The organism is Bordetella sp. 2513F2 (assembly GCF_054642735.1).
Map to the genome: position 1 here is coordinate 3,862,456 of NZ_CM137755.1, position 25,218 is coordinate 3,887,673.

Genomic DNA, 25,218 nt, shown 5'->3' on the forward strand with positions numbered 1-25,218 from the left:
TGGGGACGGATGAACCTGCAATATCGCTTAAAACATAAAAATTTGATATTTTTGATGTTTTTGATATATGCTCTCGCCCAGCCTGAGGAACGGGCGTCCTGCCAACCCACTGAAGATTGGAACGAGACCATGAACCCGCAATTTCCTGCCGCCGGATCGGCGCCTCCCGATGGCGGTCCGCCCGCCAGTCACTTCGACTTCATCGTTTGCGGAGCCGGAACCGCCGGCTCGGTGGTCGCCGGCCGCCTGGCCGAGAATCCGGATGTGCGCGTCCTGCTGATCGAAGCCGGCGGCGACGATGAGCACCCGCATGTGCTCGAGCCGGGAAACTGGCCCTTGAACCTGGGCAGCGAACGCGACTGGAACTTTGCCGGCGTGCCGAATGCGCATGTGAACAACAGGCGGATCCCGCTGAACATGGGACGCGGCCTGGGCGGCGGCTCCAGCGTCAATGTCATGGTGTGGGCGCGCGGCCACAGGAACGACTGGGAAGACTTCGCGGCGGAAAGCGGCGACCCGGCGTGGAGCTATGCGTCCGTGCTCAAGATCTACCAGCGTGTCGAAGACTATTGGGGCGTTGCCGATTCATCGCGCCGCGGCACCGGCGGCCCGGTCCATGTTGCCCCGGCGCGAGGGGCGCAACCGATTGCCAGTGCGATGATAGGCGCAGCCAGCGAGATGGGCCTGCCCGTCTTCGACAATCCGAACGGCGAGATGATGGAAGGCCGCGGCGGCGCCGCCATCAACGATCTCATCGTCAAGAACGGCCGACGCAACTCCATCTACCGCGCCTATGTGCACCCGCGCCGCGGGCAGCGCAACCTCACCGTGCTGACCAACACGCTGGTCAGCCGGCTGGTATTCGAAGGCAAGCGCGTGGTGGGCGTGGAAGCGGTAACGGACGGCCAGGCGCGGCGCTTCTTCGCCGGCTGCGAGGTGGTGCTGTCGCTCGGGGCAATCAATACGCCCAAGGTGCTCATGCAATCGGGCGTGGGTCCGGAAAACGAGCTGCGACGCCACGGGATACCGGTGGTCCAGCACCTGCCGGGGGTAGGCGCCAACCACCAGGATCACGTGTCGTTTGCGGTGATCTTCGAATACTTGAAACCCCAGCCCGTGGGCTATGGGGGATCCGAAGCCACGCTTTACTGGAGCAGCGACAGCACCTTGCGCCTGCCCGACATGTTCCACTGCCAGGTCGAATTTCCGTTGCCCAGCGCCGAGAACGCCGAACTCGGGGCGCCCGTGCACGGCTGGACCATGTTCGCCGGACTGGCGCATCCCAAAAGCCGCGGCCAGGTCACGCTCTCCGGCCCGAACCCCACCGACGCCCCCATCATCCAGCCCAACACCCTGTCTGATCCGGCAGACCTGCAAGGCGCATACGAGAACATCCGCTTCGTGCAGGAACTGGGCGCCCAGGCCGCGTTCAGGGGCCTGGTGAAAGGCGAGAGCCTGCCTGGACGGCTCGACCCGAAGGCGCTCGAAGCCTACGTCCGCAACGCGGCGGTGACCTACTGGCACCAGTCGTGCACGGCCAAGATGGGCCGGGACGCGATGTCGGTGGTCGATGGCCAGCTGCGGGTCTACGGGGTGCACGGCCTGCGCATCGCGGACGCATCCGTCATGCCGCACGTGACCAGCGGCAACACCATGGCCCCCTGCGTGGTGATCGGTGAGCGGGCCGTGGACGAAATCCGCGCAAGCCATCGCTTCTGAGCGCATGGAGCGCCACGGCCGCGTTGACGCAAGCCGCGCCGTCTTCACGCCGCCCTCTTCGCCGACACCAGCAGCAGCATCGGCCGTTCCAGTTCCTCGGCCAATTCGGGCGAGCGCTCGATCTGGTCGCGAGTGGGCGCGAATTCCTCGACCCGGTTCAGTACGAAGCCCGCCTCGATCAGGGTATTGAGCGTGGTGCCGAGGGTCCGGTGGTACTTCAGCACACCCCGGGCAAACCAGTCGGTGCGGCGCTCGCCCTCGATCGAATAGCCATTCACCGGCCAGGTCTTGCGGCCGTCTTCGTCGGCGATCCAGTGCGGATGCGCCGCCGCCATGAATATCGGGTGCTCGATCGTGAAGACCAGGTATCCACCCGGAACCAGCGCCTTGTGGATCATGCGGGCAAGCCGCCGGAAGTCGGCCACATAGTGAAAGGCCAGGGCGCTATGGACGAGGTCGAAAGCGGCTTCGGGCAGCGCAAGCGTCTCGAGATCGGCGATCCGATATTCGATGGCCGGGTCCGCCGTATCGGCCCGGGCGCGCCCGATCATGTTCTGAGAGAGGTCGACGCCCAGCACCGAGACGGCGCCCTGGCTGCGCATCCAGCGCGAGGCCCAGCCGAAGCCGCACCCCAGGTCGGCAACGCGCCGGCCCGCCAGGGGAGGCAGCATCGCGCGGATGGCCGGCCATTCGGGCGCGCCCTGCAGTCCATGCACCTGCCGGGGCAGCTGGCTATAGCCGGCGAAGAAATCGGGATTGTCGTAGATGTTCTGTGCCATGTTGTGCTCCATGGTGGAGGGGGGCGAAGTGCTGCCGGGCCTGCCAAATGGACAAAGGCTGCGCTGCAGGCAGGACGCTGCCTGCAGCGCATTGTTGTGCTTTCTTAGATAGTCATCGCAATTTTCCCCTGATTTTCCCGGCGTGCAGGCCTGTTAGCCTTCCGCGAAACGGCAACGATCCGGCGAGCAGGGGAGTCAACATGCGTGCAAAGCCAGGTTCAGCCGTAATCATCACGATCAGCGCAAAGGAGCATCCATGCCCAACGTGACCATCAATGGACGCAGCGTCGACGTAACGGCCGATCCCGAGACTCCCCTGCTCTGGGTATTGCGGGAACACCTCGGCCTGACCGGCACGAAATACGGCTGCGGCGCGGGCGCTTGCGGCGCCTGCACGGTCCACCTTGACGGCGAGGCGGTTTACGCGTGCCAGATGCCGCTCGAAGCGGCCGCGGGGCGAGCCGTCACCACGATCGAAGGGCTCTCGCCGCACGGCGACCACCCCTTGCAGAAGGCCTGGATTGCAGAGCAGGTGCCGCAATGCGGCTATTGCCAGTCGGGCCAGATCATGCGCGCCGCCGCGCTGCTGTCAGCCACCCCCAGACCCTCGCGCGAAGAGATCGTGGACGCCATGGTGCCGAACCTGTGCCGCTGCGGCACTTACCATCGGATCGTCCGCGCCATCGAACGCGTCTCCCGGGAGGCATGACGATGACCGGTTCCCTGAATCTCTCGCGCCGCGATTTCTTCCGCTCGGCTGGCGCGCTGGGCTTCGCCGTCATGGCCGGAGGAGCCGTCCGGGTATTTGCCGGGACAGCGCAGGCGCAGGACGCCGCGCCGGCATGGGCAAATGCGTGGGTCACCATCGGCCGCGACGATGACGTCATCATCCGCTTCGGGGCCACCGAGATGGGCCAGGGCGTCATGACCTCGCTGCCCATGATCCTGGCCGAGGAGCTCGACGCCGATTGGTCGAAGGTGCGGGTGGAGCAGGTCGACCAGGGCCCCGCGGACGTATACGGCAATCCCCATACCGGCGGCATGTTGTTTACGGCGGGGAGCTCGTCGGTTGCCGGCTACTTCGACATCATGCGGCGTGCCGGAGCCGGCGCGCGCCGCATCCTGATTCATACGGCCGCCGATGCCTGGGGCGTGCCGGCGGGGGAAGTCACGACCGAGCCCGGCGTGGTGCTGCATCCGCCCAGCCGTCGCCGCCTGCGCTACGGCGAGGTCATCGCCCTGCCCCGGATCGCCACGCAGGTGCCGGAAATCACCGATGCCGACCTGAAGGCGAGGTCCGCCTACCGCCTGATCGGCACCGACCCCGGGCGCCGCGACATCCCCGGCAAGACGCGCGGCGAAGCCGTTTATTCGATCGACGTGCGGGTGCCGGGCATGGTCTACGCGGCCCAGCTGCACGCGCCCGTGGAAGGGGAAAAGCCGCTGGCCGTGTCCGACGCCGAGGCCAGGGCGCTGGCGGGCGTGGTGGATGTGATCGCCCTGCCCCATTCGGTGGTGGTCGTGGCCGAGCGCTGGGAGACGGCACTGCGGGCGCGTGACCTGTTGCAGGTGGAGTGGAGCGAGGAATCGCGATTCCGCTCGGCCAGCGGCGACGCCGATCTGGCCGCGGCCGTGGCCGCCGCCGGCGATGCGCAGCGGCCGGGAACGGCATGGGAAGCGCGGGGGCAGGCACGGGAAGCCCTGCAGGACGCGCGGCATCGCCGCGTCGAGGCAAGTTTCACTACCGAGTATGTCTACCACGGGCAGATGGAGCCACTGAACGCCGTCGCTGCCGTCGATCCCGACGGCAAGGGCGCCGAGATCTGGCTGGGCACGCAAAGCCAGTCCGTGTCGATTGCGGCGGCCGTCCAGGCGCTGCAGACGACGCCCGACCGCATCCGCTTCCACGCCATGCAGATGGGCGGCGCGTTCGGCCGCCGCACCTTCTTCGCCCGCGACATCCTGCACGACGCGCTGGTGCTGTCGCGGCAGTTGAAGCGGCCGGTGAAGCTGATGTGGACGCGCGAAGACGACGTCAAGAATGGCTGGCTGCGGCCCGTCACCGCGCACAAGCTCGAGGCCACGCTGGACGCCAGCGGCAGCGTCATGGCGCTGCGCCACCGCGTGGCCAGCCCGTCGATCCTGGCCTTTGCCGCCCCCTCGCGCTGGCAGGGAGCCAAGGGCCGGGATGTGCTGGTGATGGAGGGAACGGAAAGCAGCGACTACGACATCCCCGATTTTCTCGCGGAACACGTGATCCTCGAGCGGCAGTCGCGCGTTTCCGCGTGGCGCGGGATCGGCTGGGGGCCGAACTGCTTCGCGCGCGAGTGTTTCATCGACGAACTCGCCGCAGCCGCCGGCAGCGACCCGGTGAGTTTCCGGCGGCGCCTGCTCGCGAAAAGCCCGCGTGGCCGTGCCGTGCTGGATGCGGTGGTCGCCATGTCGAACTTCGGCAAGGCGCCCGCCGGACGCGCGCACGGGATTTCATTCGCCGGCTACAAAGCCACCCTGGGCGCGGGCGTTGCCGAAATCTCCATCGATGCGGAGTCGGGGCAGATCCGCGTGCACCGCTACTGGGCCGCGGTGGACCCCGGCATTGCGATCCATCCCGACAACCTCGTGGCGCAGGCCGAGGGCGGCATCCTCTTCGGGCTCTCGGGCGTGCTCAAGGAACGCATCACCGTTGCGAAAGGCCAGATCCAGCAGAACAACTTCTACGACTATGAGCCGCTGCGCATCCATGAGATCCCGGAAATCGAAGTCCGGATCATCGAATCGGGCGCGGCGCCCTCAGGCGCGGGAGAAATCGGCGTGCCCATGACGGGCGCGGCGGTGGCCAACGCCGTTCATGCCTTGACGAAGCAAAGGCTGCGGGCCATGCCGTTCACGGCCGAGCGGATCAAGGCCCTGCTGGCCGCCTGAGCGCATCGTGAGCCGGCCCGAGGCCGGCTCCGGCTTCAGGGCGCGGCGCCATCGTGGGCTTTGCGCCACTGCCCGGGCGACTTGCCGGTGTGCGCCTTGAATGCGCGCGACAGCGCGGCTTCGCTGCCGTAGCCGACATCGCCGGCGATGAGCTTGAGCGGCCGCCCCTGGCGCAGCGCGCGCTGCGCCAGGCCGATGCGCCAGCCCTGCAGATACTGCCCCGGCGTGACGCCGACCACGTCGCGAAACGTCGTGGCGAACGCGCTGCGCGACATGCCTGCGCTGTCGGCCAGCTCTTCCAGCGACCAGTCCCTGGACGGCGCCTCGTGCATCGCCACCAGCGGAATGCGCAGGCGCGCATGCGCCAGCCCGGCCAGCATGCCGCTTTTCACCAGTTCGCTTTCCATCAGCTGGCGCAGGACCTGGATCATCACCACCTCGAACAGGCGGTTCACCACCGCATGCCGGCCGCAGCGTTGCGCAAAGGCCTCGTCGAACAATACGCGCAGCACCGCTTCCGCGCCGTCGACCGACGCCAGCGGCAGGCACATGAATTGGGGCAAGGCGGCGCTGATCGGATTGCGCGCACCGCCCTCGAACCTCAGGTTGGCGCAGACCAGGTCGGCCCCCTGCACGGGGTCTGTGACGAAGCGGTGCGCCATCGGCCGCGGATACAGCAGCAGGCTGGGCGCCTCGACGCGCATCGACACGTCGCCGTGCAGGACCTCGACAGGGCCGCGCCGTATCAGGTGCAGCTGGCCCACTTCGCCTTGCGCCTCGAGCATGTTGTGGCCGCACAGCGTTCCGGCGTGGAACACCTGCGCATCGATCGCGAAGCGCTGCAGCAGCTCGGCCAGCCTGTCCGCCATTCTGTACTCTCGATCAAGTTTTCTGGACTTTATATCACCAATCGTTTGGCGCGACCACCCACAATACCCATAAGCCGCTACGGCCCCAACCCCCAACGATGAGGTGTGACCATGAATACCGTTTCCACTGTTGTTGCCACTGCCCTGCTTGCCACCGCCGCCCAGGCCGGCACCGCCGCCCAGGCTGCACCGACGGCCGAACGCGCCCAGGCCGGCGCCATCGCCAAGAACGGCAGCTACGTCACGACGCCTGACGGCGTACAGATCTATTTCAAGGACTGGGGCCCGAAAGACGGCCCCGTCGTCACCTTCAGCCACGGCTGGCCCTTGAGCTCGGACAGCTGGGAATCGCAGATGATCTACCTGGCCTCGCAAGGCTACCGCGTGGTTGCCCACGACCGCCGCGGCCATGGGCGTTCCAGCCAGCCCTGGGACGGCAACGACATGGACCACTATGCCGACGACCTGGCCGCCGTGATCCAGGCCCTGGACCTGAAGGACGTCACGCTGGTCGGCTTTTCCACCGGCGGCGGCGAAGTGGCGCGCTACATCGGCCGCCACGGCACCAGCCGCGTGAAGAAGGCCGTGCTGGTCAGCGCGGTGCCACCGCTGATGCTGAAGACCGCCGACAATCCGGGCGGCGTGCCCATCGAGGTATTCGACGGCCTGCGCAAGGCATCGCTGGAGAACCGCTCGCAGCTGTACCTGGACATCGCCTCGGGTCCGTTCTTCGGCTTCAATCGCCCCGGCGCCAAGCCCAGCCAGGGCCTGATCCAGTCGTTCTGGGTGCAGGGCATGCAGGGTGGCCACAAGAACACGTATGACTCCATCGCCGCCTTCTCGGCCACCGATTTCCGGGCCGATCTGCAGAAGTTCGACGTGCCCACGCTGGTGATCCATGGCGACGACGACCAGATCGTCCCGCTGGACATTGCCGGCCGCGCATCGGCGGCGCTCGTCAAGGACGCCCGGTTGCTCGTCTACCCGGGCGCGCCGCACGGGCTGGCCGACACGCACAAGGACCGGCTGAACGCGGACCTGCTCAAGTTCCTGCAGGATTGAGCGCGCCGGACGCCGGGCTGCCATGGGCGCCCGGCGCCCGGGCGGCGGGCGGCAGCACTCAGCGCCGTCCGAACCCAAGTCCGCACCCATGGGCTGCAGCACATCCCGCTTGGGAAGCAGGCCGGTTCTCAGTTACCGTATAGGCCACCGCTTCCGGGAAATCGTACAGGGTCGGGAATGGCGAGACGGCCGGTACGGGAATGGGGAGGCGTGTCCGATCGACTTGCGAGGAAACGCGATGACGGCTGATACCCCACGCCCAAACTGGCGAACCTACATCCTGGTACCGGTTTTTGTGCCAGCCGTGATCATCACCCTGCTGCTGGTCGTCGGCACCGTGAGCAACCCGGAGCTCGCGCAGGAAGCCTTCTCGGCGACGCTGTCCTACGTTACCAGGACATTCGGCTGGTTCTACATGCTGGCTGTGGCCATTTTCCTGGTCTTCATCGTAGCGATCGCTTTCAGCAAGTGGGGCGACATCAAGCTCGGCCCGGACCATGCTGAGCCGCAATACAGCTTTTCGGCCTGGCTGGCCATGCTGTTCTCGGCAGGTTACGGAATCGCACTGCTCTTTTTCGGTGTCGCCGAGCCGGTCCTGCATTACGCCACTCCGCCGGCAGGCGCGGCCCAGACTGTCGACGCGGCGAAGCAGGCGATGCAGATCGCCTTCTTCCACTGGGGATTCCACATCTGGGCCATCTACGGGCTGGTCGGCGTGGTACTGGCCTATTTTGCCTTCCGCCATGGCTTGCCGTTGTCGATGCGCTCGGCGCTGTATCCGCTCATCGGCGAGCGCATCCATGGCCCGATCGGCCATACCGTCGACATCTTCGCCATTCTCGGCACGCTGTTCGGCATCGCAACGACGCTGGGCCTGTCGGTCGCCCAGATCAACGCAGGCCTCAATTATCTCTGGCCGTCCATTCCCGTGGACGTCACGGTACAGATCATTGCCATCGCGGTGATCACGGCGCTGGCGCTTATTTCGGTGCTTGCCGGCCTGGACAAAGGCGTAAAGAACCTTTCGATACTCAACATGGTGCTTGCGATAGCGCTGCTCTCGTTCGTGTTCCTTACCGGCCCGTCGATCTTCATCCTCGAGGCGTTCCTGCAGAACACCGGCAGCTATCTCAACAACATCATCGAGCGCACCTTCAACCTGCAGGCCTACACGCACAGCGACTGGATCGGCAACTGGACGCTCTTCGTCTTCGGCTGGACCATAGCCTGGGCGCCGTTCGTAGGCCTTTTCATCGCCAAGATAAGCCGCGGGCGAACAATACGCCAGTTCGTGGTCGGGGTGATGTTCGTACCGACGATGTTCACGTTCCTGTGGTTCTCGGTGTTCGGGGATACTGCGCTGCACATGATCATGAACGAGGGCTACACGGCGCTCATCACCGAAGTGCAGAACGATACGGCCATAGCTTTGTTCAAGCTCCTGGAACGGCTGCCGTTCACGTCCTTCGCCTCCTTCATCACGGTGATATTGATCATCACGTTCTTCGTGACGTCCTCCGATTCCGGGTCGCTGGTCATCGACTCGCTCGCATCCGGCGGAGCCATGCATACGCCCGCCTGGCAGCGTGCATTCTGGGCCATATTGGAAGGGGTGGTTGCTTCCGTACTGCTGCTGGCGGGCGGGCTGAAGGCGCTGCAGACCATGACGATAGTCAGCGCCCTGCCCTTTGCGATCATCATGCTGATTTCAGCGGTAGGCATGTGGCGCGCCCTGTCGATCGAGACGCACCGCGACAACAGCTTGCGCCATCACATGCAGAACACCCGGCATGGCAGCCAGAATCCGCTCACGTCCTGGAAGCAGCGCCTGGCTGGAATCGTGCACTATCCGGACATCGAGGAAGTGCGGACGTTCATAGCCGGCGATGCGCTGAAGGCCATGACCCGCCTGAGCAAGGGCTTGAACGAACAGGGCTGGCAGGCCAGCGCGCAATACGACAGCGACCCCTGCCGTGCCTATATCGAGATAAAGAAGGGAGACGAGCTGGACTTCATCTACGAAATCCGCATGCGCGAGTATGCCCGTCCCAGTTTTGCCTTCCCGGAAATCACGTCGGACGACAACACCGAGGAGAAATACTACCGCGCCGAAGTCTTCCTCCGGCGTGGCGGCCAGATGTATGACGTTTACGGGTACGACCAGCAGGAAATCATCACGGATATCCTCGATCACTTCGAGAAATACCTGCACTTCCTGCATATATCACCAGGGGTACTCCCGTGGAACATGGCCGAGCACGACGAAATGCTCAATACGGATGAGCGCGCCGACAACCAGGCTGGTTGATCCCCGCGGCCCATCCTTCCAGTTCATGGGAAAGATGGGCCGCATGAACCCGGCGTGAACCGGGTGTCAGTTCAATCGGTGCCTGGCACAACCGTTCAGTGCTGCTTGCCGCTCGCCAGCAGTTTCTCGAAATCCCCGTCCAGCCGGGCCAGGGACTCGTCGATGTGCTGGCGCCGGGCCTTGATCCAGGCATCCTGCTCGGCCAGTTGCGCACGCGCCTGCTTCAGCATGCGCTCCATCTCGGCGGGTTGCGGGCCGCCTACGGTGGCACGGTTCTTCACGATGGCCACCGGATCCAGGGTGGAGCGGAACTCCGCCTCGGCCATCGGCAGCTCGGCGGGATAGTTGCTGCCGTGCACCGCCTCGCGGTAAATGCGCTGCGCCTCCGCATACGGGAAGTCCAGCGGCTTGATGCCGTGCTCGCGCGCATAGGACACGATCTCGGAGGCGAAGTGATGGCCCACGCGGAACGGCAGCTTGTACTTGCGCATCAGCACGTCGGCCAGTTCCTGCGAAGCCGTCCAGTCGCTGTTGAGCTCTTCCAGCGCGCGATCCGGGCTGATGACGAGCGCCTTGAGCACGCGATCCCATTTCTTCAGCATGGCGACGGCGCTCTCGACCATGGCGGCGTTCTGCTGTTGATCCTTGGGATCGCTCATGCCCGGGGTGATGTTGTGCATCTGGATCACCGGCCCCATGGCCAGGGTGATGGCGGTGGAGGCATCGCTGCGCGTGGCGTTGAGCAGGCCCGGATTGCGCTTCTGCGGCATGGCGCTGGAAACGTAGGTATTGCCGCCGCCTTCCTGCAGCAGGATCCAGGGCCGCGACTGCGCATACTGCGTCATCACGTCCTCGATGAAGTTGCCGGTGTGCAGCGCGATGCTGGTGACGATGGAGGCCGCTTCCACCGGCTCGTCCATGGAGGAGATCTGCGAAGCGTCGTAGGCGTTGTCAACCAGCGCGGAAAAGCCCAGGTAGTCGGCCATGCGCTGGCGATCGAGCGGCCAGCTCGTGCCGTTCAGCACGGTGGTGCCCATGGCCGAACGGTCGATGCGCGCATAGGCCTCGCGGATGCGCTGCGCGTCGCGCGCGAGCCCGGCGGCGTGGCCCAGCAGGTAGTGGCCGTAGCTGTTGGGCTGGGCGGCCACGCCATTGGTATAGTTGGGAACGATGGTGTCGACATGCCTGGCGGCCAGTTCCACCAGCGTGCCGGCGGTCTGGTTGAGCTGGCCGGCAAGCGCCAGCATGTTGTCGCGCAGCATGGCGGCGCGGTAGGTGGCATGCATGTCCTGGCTGGAGCGGCCGGCGTGCAGCAGGGTCACGTCTTCGCCGGCGGCCTTGATCAGCAGGGGCTCGAAGGTGATCACCGTGGACGGCCGCTTGGCGCCCGGCCGGTTGCCCTCTTCGATTACCTTTGCGACGCCCGCGGCCAGACGCGGCGCGATGGCCTTGTCGAGCAGGCCCGCATCGGTGTTGATGACGGCAGTGGCCTTGTTGATCTCGCCCAGCCAGAAGAATTCGTCGCGCACGGCAGGCGCGGGAGCCTGTTGTGCCGGGGATTGGGCCGGGGTGGTCTGGGCGGCGGCCGGCAAGGCGGCCGATGCGATGGCAAGGGCCATGGCCCAGCCGGATAGTGCGTGTCTCATCCTGTGCTCGCAATGGGGAGTGGGGGCTCCCCATTCTAGGCCGGATGGGGCCCTGGCCGGCAAGTGCCGGCGGCCCGGGCCCTGGCGGGACGAGACTGCACGCCTCCTAGTTCTTCCGTTCCCGGGAAGACAGCATCAGGGCCGTCGCCGCAACGTACTTGAGTTGCGCATCCGCGATCTTCTGGCGCATGGCGTTCTTGAAGGGGGTCGTCACCATGATGCCCACGATGCTGTCGGAGATCTGGAAGAAACACTGCAGATCTCTCAGGTTGAGGGGATCTTTCTGCTCCCGCTGACGGCGCTCGAGCGAACTGCAGGTGAGCATCAGGCTGGACACCTTCACGGTGGACGCCACGACGACGCCGGATTCATAGGACTCGCCCAGCGCCTTGGTGCCCTGCCTGATGTTGTTGGCCGCCGCCTCCAGCATGGCCAATTGCGCAAGCTGCGAAGGCCCTTCGAACTTGCTTCCTGCGTCGGGCGCCGGAATCAGGTACACCGTGCCTCGGCCCACGGACTCCCCGTAGTGCGCGACGATCTTGCCGCCCTCTTGCGGCAGCGTCTGGACTTTCAGCAGCCGCATGCCCTCGACTTCCTTGGGCAGGCGTTGTTCGAGTTCCGTGACGTCGGCGTATGCCGGCGTGGCGGCAAGTATGGCCAGGGCGGCCAGCAAGGTTCCCATGCTTACTCCCATGTTCCGCTGGTGTTCGAAGGCGGGAACATGATAGCCGGGGCGGCTGCAATGTTGCCGCCATGATCCCCTCAGGTATCGAACAGCGCACGCAATGCGGCGGTATCCGCCCTGCCCGCCTGGATCGCCAGCATCAGCAGGATGCGCGCCTTCCAGGGAGACAGGTCGCCGCTCAGCACGGCGCCGTGCTCGACCATGTGCTGGGAGGATCCCGCGAAACCGTAGCCCGCGCGGGTGCCGCCGCGCGGGATGCGCGTGGACAGCACCACAGGGATGCCGCGCCGGCGGGCGTGCAGCACCGCCTCGTACACGGCCTCATTGACGTGGCCGGATGCCACCGCCTGCACGACGATGCCTTGCGCGCCGTCCTCCAGGGCCGCGCGCAAGGGCGCGCCCGTGGCGCCCACGTACATGGGCACGATGTCCACCTGGGGCAAGGCGTCGGCCACGATCGGCACATGCAGGCGCCGGCAGCTGCGCCGATGGAAGGTGACCCGCTGGCGCACCACGGCGCCCAGGAAGCCCCACTCGCCCGACTGGAATGTCTCCACATCCAGCGTATGGGACTTGGTGGCCTCGCGCGCCGCGTTGATGTGATCATTGAGGGCCACCATCACGCCCTGGCCGCGCGCCGCTTCGGTGCGGCAGATCAGCAGCGCGTTGTACAGGTTGCGCGGGCCGTCGAAGTCCGGTTCCGACGCGTTACGCTGTGCGCCCGTGACCACGATGGGCTTGGGCGTGTCCAGGACCAGGTCCAGGAACCAGGCGGTTTCCTCCAGCGTGCTGGTGCCATGGGTGACGACGATGCCCGCGATGTCCGGGCGCGCGGCCAGCGCGCTGACCTTGCGGTACAGGGTGATCCAGTCGTCCAGCCCGATCTGCGGCGAAGCCACCCGCACGACGTCATGGACCTCGACCTCCCCCACGTCGCCATAGGGCTGGAGCGAGGCGACCAGGTCTGCCCCGGACAGGACCGGCATGGCCAGGCCCGTGGCCGGATCGATGCGGGAGACAATGGTGCCCCCCGTGGTGACGAGTGCGCATCTGCTCATGGCATCCTCCGCTCAGTCCATCGAGATATGGGCGGCTTCCACGACCTTGCGCCACTTTTCGGTCTCGGCCTGCACATGGGCTGCGAACGCCTGCGGGCCGCGCAGCACGGCCTGGCCGCCCAGGCCGCGGATACGTTCCTGCATGGCGGGTTTCTGCAGGATGCGGTCGACGGCAGCCGCCAGCTTCTCCACGACGTCGGGCGGCGTGCCGGCAGGCGCGGCCAGGCCGTTCCACGACGTGACCTCGAAATCGGCCAGGCCTGCCTCGGCCATGGTCGGCACGTCGGGCAGTTCGGGCAGGCGGCTGCCGTAGGCCACCGCCAGCGGCCGCATCTTGCCCGTCTGCATCTGCTCCAGCACGCCCAGCGTGGTCATGAAGCTGGCCGAGACGTTGCCGGCGATCACGTCCGTCATGGCGGGGGCCGTGCCCTTGTAGGGCACGTGCAGCATGTCGATGCCGGCCCGCCACTTGAGCATCTCGCCCGCCAGGTGCGGCGACCCGCCAACGCCGGTGGACGCGTAGCTCAGCGCCCGGGGGTCCGCCTTGGCGGCGGCGATGAGCGAGGCCAGGCTGTCGACGGGAAGCGCAGGCGAGACCACGAGCACGCTGGGCGATGCCATGAACTGGGCAATGGGCTGCAGGTCCTTGTTGGTGTCGTAGCCGATGTTCTTGTACACCGACATGTTGGTGGCGTTCTGGATGGTAAGCACCAGCAGGGTGTAGCCATCGGGCTGCGCACGGACGACGGCTTCCGTGGCGATGTTGGATCCGGCGCCCGGCCTGTTCTCCACGATGAACGGCTGGCCCAGTTCCGCCGACAGCTCGGTGGCGACGAGCCGGGCCAGCACGTCGGTTGCGCCGCCGGGCGAGTAGCCCACCACGATCCTGACCGGCTTGGCGGGATAGTCGGCCGCTTCGGCGGCCTGGCTGGCGCTGGCGGCGGCCGCGAGCGCGCCGAAGGCCAGGATGGCCGCCCGGGCCCACCCGACGGGATTCCTGATGTACATCGCGTTCCCCTTGTGTACGTTGTGGGTTTTCTTGGTGAACCCGCAAGCCTAAAGGATTGCGCGGCGCGGTGCGCAGGGGACGGGCCGAATTTTGCTTATGGACGTGTGAAGAAAATTTGATGTACCGGTTTCATCGTGTCGGACTGCGCGCCCCGCCAGGCTCACGCAGGGCCGACACAGGCGTCTCCTACGTCGTGGCGCCCTGGGCGCAGCTCAGCAGGGCCTGGACCAGGCGGTGATCCTGGTCGGCCAGGCGGCAGACGAAGGAGACCTGGCGGTAGAGGCCGGCCTTGCCCAGGGGGATCACGCGCACGGGATGCGCCACGTACAGGTTGGGGCCGGGCTCGGGCAGTATGGAAATTCCCAGGCCCTGCGACACCATCGCGGTCAGCGCCGCCAGCGACTGCAGGTCTATCCTGCAGCGCGCATGCGGCGCATGCCGGGCGACGTAACGCGCGGCGATGCGCCCGCCCACGGTGGATTTGTCGAAGCGGATCCACTCGTAGCGCTCGAACAATTCGGTCACGCGCGTTTCGGTGGAGTCCGGCGGGGCGATCAGCACCAGCTTCTCCCGGAACAAGGGCGTCCATGCCAGCCTGCGGGATCCTCCTTTTTCAGGCTGGACGATGATGGCGGCGTCGATCTCGCCGCTTTTGATCTTCTCGACCAGGTCGGTCACCCTGCCGCGCACCGGACGTACGTCCAGCCGCGGATAGCGGTTGCGCGCCGCATGCAGCAACCTGGGCAGCAGGGTCACTTGCAGGGGCTCGATGGTACCCAGCCGCACCTTGCCTTCGACCTCCGGAGAACTGCGCCGCCTCAGCGCATCCAGCTTGCCGAGCGCCTCCTGGAGCACTTCGTCGACCTCGCGGGCAAAGCCGGTTGGCCGCACCTGCAGGGCGCTGCGATCGAACAGGGGCTGGCCGAAGTACGCCTCCAGCTGCTTCATCTGCAGGCTCACGGCACTCGGCGACAGGTTCATGTCGGCGGCAGCGGCCGCGAAGCTGCCTCCCCGCAGCACGGCGTTCAACGTACGGAAGGCCTCGATCTTCATGAGGATTCCTCACCAAGTGTTCCAGGAATCCTCGCTTTATATCACCGGAATCCGGCCCTAGCATTCGGAGGCACAACCCATAACGCCTTCGGCGAATACGGAAACGGAGACATTCCATGAAACTCACTGCCTTGCTTGCGGGGGCACTGCTGTGCGCCGCCACGATGGTCCCGCCCAAAGTGGCACTGGCCCAGCCAGCGCCGGCCTTTCCCAAGACCATGACCCTGGTTGTGCCCTTCCCGCCAGGCGGCAGCAATGACGTCTTCGCGCGGGTGCTGGCAGAGCAGCTGTCCAAGCGGCTGCAGAATACGATCGTGGTGGAGAACCGTCCCGGCGCGGGCGGGGCGATAGGCGCGGAGTTCGTGGCACGGGCGCCCACCGACGGCTCGGTGCTGATGCTGTCCTCCTCCACGCTGACCACCAACGCGGCAGTGCAGCCGGCGCTGAAGTACGACGTGGTCCGGAGCTTCGCGCCGGTGGCCATGCTGGCAACCAGCCCCATGGCCATCGTGGTGGGCAAGGACTCGCCCTACCAGAACCTGCAACAGTTGCTGGACACCGGACGCAAGGAATCCGGCAAGCTGGTCTACGGCAGCGCCGGGGTAGGTTCGGTGAACCAGATGGCCAGCGAGATCCTCGCGGCCGGCGAGAAATCCACTTACACGCACGTCCCCTACAAAGGCATGTCGCCGGCCATGAACGACCTCGCGGCGGGCCGCGTGGACTTCATCGTCGCCAGCTTCGCTTCGCTGTCGTCGATGCAGAAGGCCGATCGCGTCCGCATCCTGGCCGTCACCTCGCCGCAGCGTTCACCCTTCTACAAAGACATTCCCGCCGTCGCCGAGACGCAGCCCGGCTATTCCGTGGAACTGTGGTGGGGCGTGCTGGGCCCCGCCGGCCTGCCCGCGGCCATGGTGGAAAAGCTGAACAGCGAGATCCGCGACATCGTGTCGCAGCCCAGGATGCGCGAAATGTTCGCCCAGGAAAGCGCGGTGCCTTCCACACTTTCCAACGAGCAGTTCGCCGCCCTGGTGCGCAGCGACGCCGAGAAATGGAAGCAGGTGGCCCGGGAACGGAATATCAGCGTGCAATGACGGGGACGATATGTTGATGCGTAGCAAGTTGTTCGTTCCGGGCTCGCGGCCCGAACTCTTCGCCAAGGCGCTGGCCAGCGAGGCCGACGGCCTGTCGTTCGACCTGGAAGATGCCGTCGCGGAAGAGCGCAAGCCCCAGGCCCGGGAACAGTTGCGCGAACTGTTTGCCTCGGAGGCCACGGCAGCGTGCGGCAAAGTCATGATCGCGCGGGTGAACGGCCAGGACACGCCGCATTTCGAGGCCGACATCCGGGCCGTGGTCCGGCGCGGCTTGAACCTGGTGAACGTTCCCAAGCTGGACAGCGCGGACAAGGTGCGCGCCGCCGCGCAGGCGGTGATCGACGCAGAACGGGAAAACGGCGTGGCGCATGAGGTCGGGCTCCTGCTGAACATCGAATCGCCCCGCGGCCTGCGGCTCGCCGCGGAGCTGGCCGGTGCCCACCCGCGCGTGGCCGGCCTGCAGCTGGGCCTGGGCGACCTGTTCGAACCGCTGGGCATCGCTCGCCACGAAACGGCCGCCATCACGCAGGCCATGTTCTCGATCCGCATGGCTGCGGGCGAAGCCGGCGTCTTCGCATACGACTCGGCCTACGCCAACATCCAGGACCGGGATGGCTATCGGGCCGAGGCCGAGCTTGCCCGGCGCATGGGATTCCTGGGCAAGAGCTGCATCCACCCCAGCCAGGTGGCGCTGGCCAACGCCGCATTCCAGCCCACGCAGGAGGAGATCGCCCATGCCCTGCGCGTGGTGCAGGCCGCCCAGGATGCCGAAACCCGCGGCGTGGGCGCATACGTGGTGGACGGGCGCATGGTGGACGGACCGTTCGTGCGGCGTGCGCAGGCCATCGTGGCGCTGGCCCGCAGGCTCGGCCTGCTTCCCTGAGCCTTTCCCAACCCACAGACAGATGCAATTTCCTAGCACCCGGTGATGCAATGACCACGACGCCCGCAGCATCCACATCGTCCATGCCGGTTTCCGGCCCCCTCGCCGGCATACGCGTGCTGGACCTGAGCGCCTACATAGCCGGCCCGTACGGCTGCGCCCTGCTGGCCGACCAGGGCGCCGAAGTCATCAAGATCGAGCCGCCGGCGGGCGACAACCTCCGCAAGTATCCTTCCACGCTGGAAACCGAGAGCCGCGCCTTCCTGGGCGTGAACCGCAGCAAGCGCGGCCTGGCGCTGGACCTGAAGCAGGAAGAGGCGCGCGACGTGCTGCGCGAACTCGCCCGCACGGCCGACGTGCTGGTGCACAACTTCCGGCCCAGCGTGCCCGCCCGCCTCGGCATCGCCTATGAGCAACTGCAGGCCATCAATCCGCGCCTGGTGTATTGCGCCGTGACGGGCTACGGCGAATCCGGTCCGCTGAAGGACAAGGCCGGCTACGACCAGGTGCTGCAGACCATGACGGGCATGTGCACCCTGCAAGGGCCCAAGGAAGGCCCCCCGCAGATTCTCTACGGCTCCATCGTGGACTATTACGCTTCGGCGCTCGTCGCCGCCGGCGTGGCCTCCGCCCTCTACGAGCGCGAGCGCAGCGGCATCGGCCAGTACGTCGGTGTTTCGCTGCTGCGCAGCGCCCTCACCCTGCAGTCGGCCCGCATGGTGTGGGCCGATGGCGAGCCGCGCGACGTGGGCCGCGACATGCGTTCGGGAGGGATCACCGGCATCCATCCCACCCGGGACGGCTATCTGTACATCTCGGCCAATACGCCGCATTTCTGGCGGGCGCTCTGCACAAAGACCGGCCTGCACGAACTGGCCGACGACGAGCGGTACGACTCCGTGCGCAAGCGGGCGCAGCGCAAGGACGAGATCGTGCCGAAGCTGCACGCGGCCCTGGCGGCGCGCAGCGCCCTGGAGTGGGAAGCCCTGTTCGGCGAAGAGGTGCCCTGCGCGGCAGCCCGAACCATAGAAGACATGTTCGATTTCCCGCAGGTGCAGGCGGAGGGCCTGGTGGCGGAGTTCGAGCATCCGGTGGTGGGGCGGTACCGCGGCTTCCAGAAGCCGATCGACTACCGGCGCACTCCGTGCGCCACCCCCTACGCCGCCCCCACGTTCGGCCAGCACAGCGACCAGGTGCTGGCGCAAGCCGGATTCTCGCCGGAAGTGATCGCGGCACTGCGCGAGAAGGGTGCGGTGCTCTAGGAATCCTGGCCGGTGCGGGCCGTCTGCCCGCCGCCTTGTTCCAAGCCCGCGGGACGGCCCGCCGCATCCTGGAGCAGCCGGTAGATATAGACCCCGGCCTCGCTGATGTCCTGCCGTATCGCGGCAGCCACGCCATCGGCGTCGCGCTCGGCAAGCGCCCGCAGCGCGCGCTCGTGGTAATCCACCCGCTTGAGGTAGGGCACATATTCGGGCAGCACCGCCGTCAGCACCGGGCCGCAGCGCAGCCACAGGTTCTCGATGACGTCCAGGATGACCGGCATGTCGGCCAGCCCGTAGATACCGAAGTGAAAGCGGCGGTGCAGGTCCAGGTAGGCAAGCCGCTCGCCGTCGATCGCCTTGCGCATGGCCGCTAGGCAGCCACCCAGCCGGGCCACGTCCTCGTCCTTCACGTATGCGGTTGCCTCGTAGGCGGCGCGCGCCTCGATGTCGGCGCGAATGATGGTGAGCTGGCGGAACTGCTCGGCATCGAGGAAGGGCACGGTGGCGCCCCCGCCCTGGCCGCCCGTGCCCCGCTCCAGGACGCGCTCGGCAATCAGGTGATTGACCGCGTCCCGTACCGGCGTGAGGCTGATGCGCAGCTCCGCGGCCACCTCCCGCAGCAGGATGCGCTCCCCGGGCGCGAACCGCCCCGCCAGCAAGGCATTGCGGATCTCGCCGTAGGCGCGATCCCATAGCGTCTGCCGCTCTATCGGTTTGAGCCGCACGCTTTCCACTGCCAGATCCCCCACGAACAACCCTCCGATGGCACGCTTGACCGCATCATTTGACCACGCTTTAGGTTGTTGTTTGTTATAACAAACAATATAATTCGCCTCACAACACCAGCCTGACCAAGGGCGCATACCTCGGAGGAGACAAGCATGTCCTTTATCAAGAAGGCTTTTCTGGCCGCTTGCGCGGCAACCTGCGTCGCCATCGGCCCGGCCCATGCAGCCGGCGATTTCCCGACCCGGGAAATCCGGTTCATCGTGCCCTGGAACGCAGGGGGATCGAACGACATCGCGGCCCGCGCCCTGCAACAGATCCTGGCGGAAGACGGCATCAATCTCGTGGTGGAGAACGCCCCCGGCGCCACCGGTGCGATCGGCCTTACCAAGGTCGCCAACTCGCCCGCCGACGGTTATGTCGTGGGCATGGGCACCAGTTCCACGCTCGCGCAGATCGCCCAGAAGCTCACGCCGCTGCGCAACGACCAGTTCACGCCCATCGCAAGGGTGTCCGTGGATCCGCTGATGCTGCTCGTGTCCAAGGGCGGGCCGGCCGACACGCTGGAGGGGTTCCTCGAGCACATGAAGCGCAACCCGGGCAAGATTTCCATCGGAACGCCGGGAACCAACAACCTGAACCACATATTTGCCGAGATGACCGCGCGCGCCGCCGGCGTGGGCTACGTGAACGTGCCCTATCCCGGGGGATCGCGGGTCATCGCCGACCTGTCGGGCAAGCAGATCGACGCTGCCGTGCTCAAGCCTTCGGAAAGCCGCGGGCAGATCGAGGCCGGATATGTGACGCCCATCGCCGTATTCGACAAGTCGCGGCTGGACGTCTATCCGGATGTGCCCACGTTCGAGGAGAAGGGATTCGATGCCTTCCCGTACGGTCCGCTGGTGCAGATGGCCTACATCGTTGCGCCGGCCGGCATCCCGGACACTGTGCGCGACCGCCTCATCGCCATCTTCCGCAAGGCCATCCAGAGCCAGAAGTTCAAGGATTTCTCGGTCCAGAACGGCTTCGTCGTCGACGACCTCACGGGCAGTGCGCTCGAAAAGGAAATCAATGCCGTCCAGCAGACGCTGGACGAAGTGGGCAGCAAGGTCTTCATCCAGGCAAAGCAATCCAAGTGAGGCATCCGTGAGCATCATCAAGAAAGTGACCTGCCATGTGGTCAGCGCCCCCGTCGAACGGCCTTTCACCTCCTCGCGAGGCTGGCTGTACAAGACGCGCGGCTCCTGCATCGTGGAAATCGAGACCCAGGACGGCATCGTGGGCTGGGGCGAATGCTATGGCCCGGCGCAGGTGGCGCGGGCCTTCATCGAAAGCCAGTATGCGCCGCGTATCGTGGGGCGGGACGCCTTCGACGTGGAAGTGATCTGGGAAGACCTCTACAACCGCATCAAGGACTACGGCAACAAGGGAATGTCGATTGCCGCGCTCAGCGGCATCGACATCGCCCTGTGGGACATCATCGGCAAGCGTTGCGGCAAGCCCGTGCACAAGCTGATCGGCGGCGCCTTCCGCAGCGAGGTCGCATGCTATGCCACGGGCCTGTACTTCATCGACATGGACCGGCTCATCGAGGAAGCCGTCGAAGAGGCCCGCGGCTACGCCGAAGAAGGCTTCACGGCAATCAAGATGAAGATAGGCCTCGGGTCTCCCAAGCTGGACATCGAGCGTGTGGCCGCCGTGCGCCGCGCCATCGGCGACGACGTCCGCCTCATGGTGGATGCCAACCATTGCTATACCGTGCCGGCCGCGATCCGGCTCGGGCGCGAACTGCAGGACCTGGACGTGGAGTGGTTCGAGGAACCGATCTCGCCTGAGGACATCGACGGCTACGTCGAGGTGACACGCGCGCTCGACATGGCGGTGGCCGGCGGCGAGAACGAGTTCACACGCTGGGGCTTCCGCGACCTCGTATCGCGCAAGGCGATGGACATCATCCAGCCCGACGTGTGCGCCGCCGGCGGCCTGAGCGAATGCCGCAAGATCGCAGCGCTGGCGACGGCCCACGGCGTGGAGTGCGTGCCGCACGCCTGGGGTTCGGTGATCGGCCTGGCCGCCACCCTGCACTTCCTGGCCGCCCTGCCCGACCAGCCGCCGAGCTACCGCCCCGTCCCGCCCATGCTGGAGTTCGAGCAGTGCGAGAACCCGTTCCGCGACACCCTGTCGGTAGACCCGATCGTGCAGCGCAACGGCGTGGTCGCGATCCCCACCGCCCCGGGGCTGGGCATCGAGATCCGGCGCGAAGTGCTGGATCGGTACCGGAGCGCCTGAACCATGCGCTTCGTCTCCTTCGCGGGTGAAGACGGCCGGGCGAGGGCCGGCGTATTGCTGCCAAGCCCCGCCTCGTCCGATGCCATCGTGCTCGACGGCGGCCATCCGGTCTGCCGCGAGCGGCTGGGCGGCCTGGCTCCCGACATGCAGGCGTGGATCGAGGCAGGCCTGCAGGCGGTGGGGCATCGCCTGCTGGAAGATCCCCCCGCAGCCGCATGCCGGCCGCTGTCTGCCCTGCGCCTCTTGGCCCCGCTCCCGCGCCCGGGGAAGATCGTCGGCGCGGCCTTCAACTACGTCGATGCCCTGGCCGAACGCAGCATGGCCCATCCGGCCGAGCCGGTGATATTCGTGAAGTCGGGCCGTACGGTCGTGGGCCCGGGCGAGCCTGTCGTGCTGGGGACGGCACTGGCCGACGTGACCTACGAAGCCGAACTGGCCGTGGTCATCGGCACGCCCGCCCTGAAAGTGGCCCGCGCGCAGGCGTTGTCTCATGTCTGCGCCTACACGCTGTTCAATGACGTCAGCGTCACGAGCATGGTGAAGGCGGACGGGGGCTTCGTACGCGGCAAGAACCAGCCGACCACCGGGCCGCTCGGCCCATGGCTGGTCACGCCCGACGAAATAGCCGACCCCATGGCCCTGCCCATCCGGCTCGATGTGGACGGGACCCGCCTGCAGGATTCGGCCACGTCGCAGATGCTCTTCGACATTGCCCAGCTGATCGAGTATGCCTCCGCCCGCATGCCGCTGGATCCAGGCGACGTCATTGCCACGGGAACCCCGGCCGGCGTGGCCGGCGCGCATCGGCCGGCACGCTGGCTGGTTCCGGGCAACATGGTGACGCTCTGCATCGACGGCATCGGCGAACTCTCCAATCCGGTGGTCGCGGGGAGCCCGACATGAATCCGAATCTCTTGCCCAGGATACTGCTGACCAATCCCATCCATCCCGATGCCGTGTCGCTGCTGGCCCCGCATGCGGAACTCGTGGTGGCGCCGGATACGGCTGCGGCCACGCTGCGCGACCTGGTGCGCGACGCTGACGGGCTGATCGTACGGGCCCAGCTGCCCGCGGACATCTTCGACGCAGCGCCCCGGCTGCGCGGCGTGGTGCGCCATGGGGTGGGTCTGGACATGATTCCGGTGGAGGCCGCTACGGCACGGCGCATCCCGGTGGCCAACGTGCCGGGATCCAATGCCACGGCCGTGGTCGAGTATGCGCTCTCTGCCATGCTGCTGTTGCGCCGGCCCTTGGCCCGGGCCGACCGGATCCTGCGCGAGCAAGGCTGGGCGGCCGCCCGCGCGCCCGCGGACGCTGCGCAGGAGATCGAAGACAGCGCCTGCGGCATCGTCGGCCTGGGCGCGATCGGCAGCCAGCTCGCACGCAAGGCCCAGGCCCTGGGCATGACGGTACTGGGCTGCACGCCGCATCCCGAGGCTGCGCCGGCAGGTGTAACCTGCTTGCCGCTGGACGAACTGCTGGCGCGCGCCGACGCCGTGGTGCTGTGCTGCCCGCTCACGGACCGCACGCGCGGCATGATCGGCGAGCAGGCCCTGGCAACCATGAAATCGGGAGCCGTGCTGATCAATGTCGCGCGCGGCCCCATCGTGGACGTACAGGCCCTGGGCCGGGCGCTGCAGCAAGGCCACCTCGCAGGTGCCGCGCTCGACGTGCATGCCGTGCAGCCTCTGCCGCCCGACAGTCCGGTGTTCGACTACCCGAATCTCCTGCTCACTCCCCACATTGCCGGCATCTCGGCCACCAGCCTGCGCAACATGAGCATGGGCGCGGCAACCCAGATGCTAGACATCCTGCAGGGCCGGCGGCCGGCCCATCTCGTCAACCCCGCCATTCTCTCGTGAGGCCCCAATGAAAATCGCAGACATACGCGCCGTGCCGATCTCGTTTCCCGTTCCCGCGGAGAAATCGGTGCGGCTGGGCATAGGCCGCAGCGTCAAGCGCGATGCGGTGCTGGTCCGCGTGGAAACCAACGAAGGCCACATCGGCTGGGGCGAAGCGCATCATGGACGCTGTCCCGGCGCGGTCGCCCGGCTGGTTGACACGACGATACGCGAACTCGTGCTGGGCATGGACGCCACCGACGTCGCAGGCGTGTGGCACAAGGTCTACCGCATGCAACTGGCCAGCCACGGCATGGGAGCCGCCGCGGCCCTGGCCTTGAGCGGCCTGGACCTCGCGCTATGGGACCTGCGCTGCCAGGAGACGGGCTGGCCGCTGTACCGGCTGCTCGGCGGCAGTGCCAGGCCGATCAAGGCATATGCTGGCGGGATTGCCCTGGGATGGCAGGACCCCGCCGCGCTGGTGGACGAAGCCCGTGCCCTGGTGGCCCAGGGCTATCGCGCCCTCAAGCTGCGCGTGGGCGACACGCCGCGGCGTGACATCGCACGCGTGCAAGCCGTGCGCGCGGCGTTCGGCGACGAAGTGGATCTGCTGGTGGACGCAAACACAGGGTACACGCTGGAAGACGTGCGCCGGGTGATGCCGGCCTACGACGAACTGGGCGTAGGCTGGCTGGAGGAGCCGTTTCCCGCCTGGGACCGGCACGCGTACCAGGCCGCCGCGCAGCTGGGCCGCACCCCGCTGGCCGCCGGGGAGAATCACTACACCCGCTATGAGTTCCAGGCGCTGATGGACGACGGCGCGGTACGCTACGCCCAACCCGACCTGTCGAAGACCGGCGGCATCACCGAAGGCATGCGCATCGCGGCCATGGTCTCGGCCCGCAAGATGACGGTGAATCCGCACACTTCCGCAACCGCCATCAACATGGCCACCTCCATTCACTTCCTCTGCGCGGTGGACAACCCCGGCTACTTCGAAGGCGACGTGACTGCACTGAATCCGTTCCGCGACCACCTGGCCGGCCGGCAGCCTTACGAACTGGATGCGCAGGGCTGCGTCAGCCCGCTGCAGGGGCCGGGCATAGGCCTGCAGCTCGATCTGGACTTCATCGCCGCGCACCCGCTCATCGAGGGGCCGTGCTACGTGTAGACGTTCCCGGCCATGACGCTCAGTCGTCTGCCGCCTGAGCATCCTCATCCTGCTGATACAGGGACGCGCGGACCTCGGCCGAGGCGCCGAGCCGGCGGGCAAGGTCGTCGGCGTGCTGGAGGATGAGCCGGGCATAGCGCGCCGCGTCCACGGTGCGCAGGCGCTCCGATGGCCCTGCCACGGTGAGCGCGCCCACGAAACGATCGTCATCGCCGACGATGGGCACGGACCACGACGACGTATACGGATCGCGCATGCCGCAGGAGAACAGCGGCAGGCGCTCGTCGCCCTTGCCCCGCCCCTGCGCCCAGATGGCGAAGACCCGGCCTGTGGAGGAAAGGTCCGGCGGCATGACGCTGCCGGCGATGACCTGGCTGTGCAGCCCCTCGTGCGGCTGGTGCCGGAAAAGGCACAGGCGGTGCCCCTCCTGCCCGGATTCAACGTAATACGCGGCGCTTTCCCCGGTTTCCTGCGACAGGCTGGCCAGTACCGGCATGACGATGGCCGCGAGGTCGAACCCGCGTTCGTACACGCGCGCCAGATACAGCACCCGCGGCCCCAGGGCGTAGCGCCCGTCGGGCTCCTTCACCACATAGCCGCAGCGCGCCAGCGAGTTGAGCAGCCGGAATATGGTGGTCTTGTGCAGGGGCAGGCGGGCGGAGAAATCCGCCAGCGACAGGCGCTCCGCCCCGGGCCGGAAGCAGTCCAGCACGCCCAGCGCCCGCTCCACCGCCACCACGCCATCGTTACTCATATCCTCATTAACCCTATGAACGTTGGTTTGTTGTATATCGTACAACGGCATTTCACAAAAATATAATGCAGGCATTCAATCAACGAGG

At 66.7% G+C, this 25,218-nt stretch carries 22 protein-coding genes; 13 read left to right on the forward strand and 9 right to left on the reverse strand.

The features are described 5' to 3' along the window. Positions 1-129: 129 nt before the first annotated feature. Entirely contained in the window at positions 130-1,719 is a 1,590-nt protein-coding gene (locus ACYBYQ_RS18280; protein WP_459615841.1) for a GMC family oxidoreductase, read from the forward strand. Between the two features lie 44 nt (positions 1,720-1,763). Here the strand turns inward: ACYBYQ_RS18280 and ACYBYQ_RS18285 are convergent, their stop codons facing one another. After that, complete coding sequence (locus ACYBYQ_RS18285; RefSeq protein WP_459615842.1) at positions 1,764-2,498, reverse strand: class I SAM-dependent methyltransferase; 735 nt, start codon at positions 2,496-2,498, stop codon at positions 1,764-1,766. A 256-nt stretch (positions 2,499-2,754) separates the two neighbouring features. On the opposite strand from ACYBYQ_RS18285, the gene ACYBYQ_RS18290 reads away from it, so the two are divergent. After that, positions 2,755-3,207, forward strand: coding sequence for a (2Fe-2S)-binding protein (locus tag ACYBYQ_RS18290; protein WP_459615843.1), 453 nt, complete (start codon positions 2,755-2,757; stop codon positions 3,205-3,207). A gap of 2 nt (positions 3,208-3,209) precedes the next feature. After that, positions 3,210-5,420 (forward strand): xanthine dehydrogenase family protein molybdopterin-binding subunit, encoded by a 2,211-nt coding sequence (locus tag ACYBYQ_RS18295; RefSeq protein WP_459615844.1) that lies wholly within the window; start codon positions 3,210-3,212, stop codon positions 5,418-5,420. Between the two features lie 35 nt (positions 5,421-5,455). On the opposite strand, the gene ACYBYQ_RS18300 is transcribed toward ACYBYQ_RS18295, so the two are convergent. Further along, on the reverse strand, positions 5,456-6,289 hold the full coding sequence (locus ACYBYQ_RS18300) for an AraC family transcriptional regulator (protein ID WP_459615845.1): 834 nt from the start codon (positions 6,287-6,289) through the stop codon (positions 5,456-5,458). 111 nt (positions 6,290-6,400) lie between these two features. On the opposite strand from ACYBYQ_RS18300, the gene ACYBYQ_RS18305 reads away from it, so the two are divergent. Both ACYBYQ_RS18305 and ACYBYQ_RS18310 read left to right on the forward strand, forming a co-directional pair. Then, positions 6,401-7,351, forward strand: coding sequence for an alpha/beta fold hydrolase (locus ACYBYQ_RS18305; RefSeq protein ID WP_459615846.1), 951 nt, complete (start codon positions 6,401-6,403; stop codon positions 7,349-7,351). Positions 7,352-7,589: 238 nt separating this feature from the next. Further along, positions 7,590-9,659 carry a BCCT family transporter gene (locus ACYBYQ_RS18310; RefSeq protein WP_459615847.1) on the forward strand — a complete coding sequence of 690 codons (2,070 nt, stop codon included), beginning with the start codon at positions 7,590-7,592 and terminating at the stop codon, positions 9,657-9,659. Between the two features lie 95 nt (positions 9,660-9,754). On the opposite strand, the gene ACYBYQ_RS18315 is transcribed toward ACYBYQ_RS18310, so the two are convergent. The 5 genes from ACYBYQ_RS18315 to ACYBYQ_RS18335 all read right to left on the reverse strand — a co-directional run bounded on the left by ACYBYQ_RS18315 (position 9,755) and on the right by ACYBYQ_RS18335 (position 15,110). Next, positions 9,755-11,305: an argininosuccinate lyase gene (locus ACYBYQ_RS18315; protein WP_459615848.1), complete on the reverse strand. Its 1,551-nt coding sequence runs from the start codon at positions 11,303-11,305 to the stop codon at positions 9,755-9,757. A gap of 106 nt (positions 11,306-11,411) precedes the next feature. Further along, the gene (locus ACYBYQ_RS18320) at positions 11,412-11,987 is read right to left on the reverse strand and encodes a hypothetical protein (RefSeq protein WP_459615849.1); all 576 of its coding nucleotides are present in this window, start codon (positions 11,985-11,987) and stop codon (positions 11,412-11,414) included. An 80-nt stretch (positions 11,988-12,067) separates the two neighbouring features. Further along, positions 12,068-13,048: an asparaginase gene (locus ACYBYQ_RS18325; protein ID WP_459615850.1), complete on the reverse strand. Its 981-nt coding sequence runs from the start codon at positions 13,046-13,048 to the stop codon at positions 12,068-12,070. 12 nt (positions 13,049-13,060) lie between these two features. After that, on the reverse strand, positions 13,061-14,056 hold the full coding sequence (locus ACYBYQ_RS18330) for a tripartite tricarboxylate transporter substrate binding protein (RefSeq protein ID WP_459615851.1): 996 nt from the start codon (positions 14,054-14,056) through the stop codon (positions 13,061-13,063). A 187-nt stretch (positions 14,057-14,243) separates the two neighbouring features. Beyond that, the gene (locus ACYBYQ_RS18335) at positions 14,244-15,110 is read right to left on the reverse strand and encodes a LysR family transcriptional regulator (RefSeq protein ID WP_459615852.1); all 867 of its coding nucleotides are present in this window, start codon (positions 15,108-15,110) and stop codon (positions 14,244-14,246) included. A 116-nt stretch (positions 15,111-15,226) separates the two neighbouring features. Here ACYBYQ_RS18335 and ACYBYQ_RS18340 point away from each other — a divergent pair, with 116 nt between their 5' ends. From ACYBYQ_RS18340 to ACYBYQ_RS18350, 3 genes are read left to right on the forward strand one after another with little or no spacing between them, the layout of a single operon-like run. Next, entirely contained in the window at positions 15,227-16,204 is a 978-nt protein-coding gene (locus ACYBYQ_RS18340) for a Bug family tripartite tricarboxylate transporter substrate binding protein (RefSeq protein ID WP_459615853.1), read from the forward strand. Between the two features lie 16 nt (positions 16,205-16,220). After that, positions 16,221-17,087 carry an HpcH/HpaI aldolase/citrate lyase family protein gene (locus ACYBYQ_RS18345; RefSeq protein ID WP_459615854.1) on the forward strand — a complete coding sequence of 289 codons (867 nt, stop codon included), beginning with the start codon at positions 16,221-16,223 and terminating at the stop codon, positions 17,085-17,087. A 50-nt stretch (positions 17,088-17,137) separates the two neighbouring features. Next, positions 17,138-18,349 carry a CaiB/BaiF CoA transferase family protein gene (locus ACYBYQ_RS18350; RefSeq protein WP_459615855.1) on the forward strand — a complete coding sequence of 404 codons (1,212 nt, stop codon included), beginning with the start codon at positions 17,138-17,140 and terminating at the stop codon, positions 18,347-18,349. Here ACYBYQ_RS18350 and ACYBYQ_RS18355 read toward each other — a convergent pair. After that, on the reverse strand, positions 18,346-19,098 hold the full coding sequence (locus ACYBYQ_RS18355; protein WP_459615856.1) for a GntR family transcriptional regulator: 753 nt from the start codon (positions 19,096-19,098) through the stop codon (positions 18,346-18,348). The two genes, ACYBYQ_RS18350 and ACYBYQ_RS18355, sit on opposite strands and share 4 nt — an antisense overlap. A 132-nt stretch (positions 19,099-19,230) precedes the next feature. Between ACYBYQ_RS18355 and ACYBYQ_RS18360 the strand changes: the two genes are divergently transcribed. Genes ACYBYQ_RS18360 through ACYBYQ_RS18380 form a run of 5 tightly spaced genes read left to right on the forward strand, consistent with a single transcriptional unit; the run spans position 19,231 to position 24,376 of the window. Then, complete coding sequence (locus ACYBYQ_RS18360) at positions 19,231-20,214, forward strand: Bug family tripartite tricarboxylate transporter substrate binding protein (RefSeq protein ID WP_459615857.1); 984 nt, start codon at positions 19,231-19,233, stop codon at positions 20,212-20,214. 7 nt (positions 20,215-20,221) lie between these two features. After that, positions 20,222-21,364 carry a mandelate racemase/muconate lactonizing enzyme family protein gene (locus ACYBYQ_RS18365; RefSeq protein ID WP_459615858.1) on the forward strand — a complete coding sequence of 381 codons (1,143 nt, stop codon included), beginning with the start codon at positions 20,222-20,224 and terminating at the stop codon, positions 21,362-21,364. A gap of 3 nt (positions 21,365-21,367) precedes the next feature. Next, positions 21,368-22,267, forward strand: coding sequence for a fumarylacetoacetate hydrolase family protein (locus ACYBYQ_RS18370; RefSeq protein WP_459615859.1), 900 nt, complete (start codon positions 21,368-21,370; stop codon positions 22,265-22,267). Continuing rightward, on the forward strand, positions 22,264-23,226 hold the full coding sequence (locus tag ACYBYQ_RS18375) for a hydroxyacid dehydrogenase (RefSeq protein WP_459615860.1): 963 nt from the start codon (positions 22,264-22,266) through the stop codon (positions 23,224-23,226). Before ACYBYQ_RS18370 ends, ACYBYQ_RS18375 begins: the two co-directional genes overlap by 4 nt. Before the next feature lie 7 nt (positions 23,227-23,233). Then, positions 23,234-24,376, forward strand: coding sequence for a mandelate racemase/muconate lactonizing enzyme family protein (locus ACYBYQ_RS18380; RefSeq protein WP_459615861.1), 1,143 nt, complete (start codon positions 23,234-23,236; stop codon positions 24,374-24,376). A gap of 19 nt (positions 24,377-24,395) precedes the next feature. On the opposite strand, the gene ACYBYQ_RS18385 is transcribed toward ACYBYQ_RS18380, so the two are convergent. Continuing rightward, on the reverse strand, positions 24,396-25,130 hold the full coding sequence (locus ACYBYQ_RS18385) for an IclR family transcriptional regulator (protein ID WP_459615862.1): 735 nt from the start codon (positions 25,128-25,130) through the stop codon (positions 24,396-24,398). Positions 25,131-25,218: the final 88 nt, after the last annotated feature.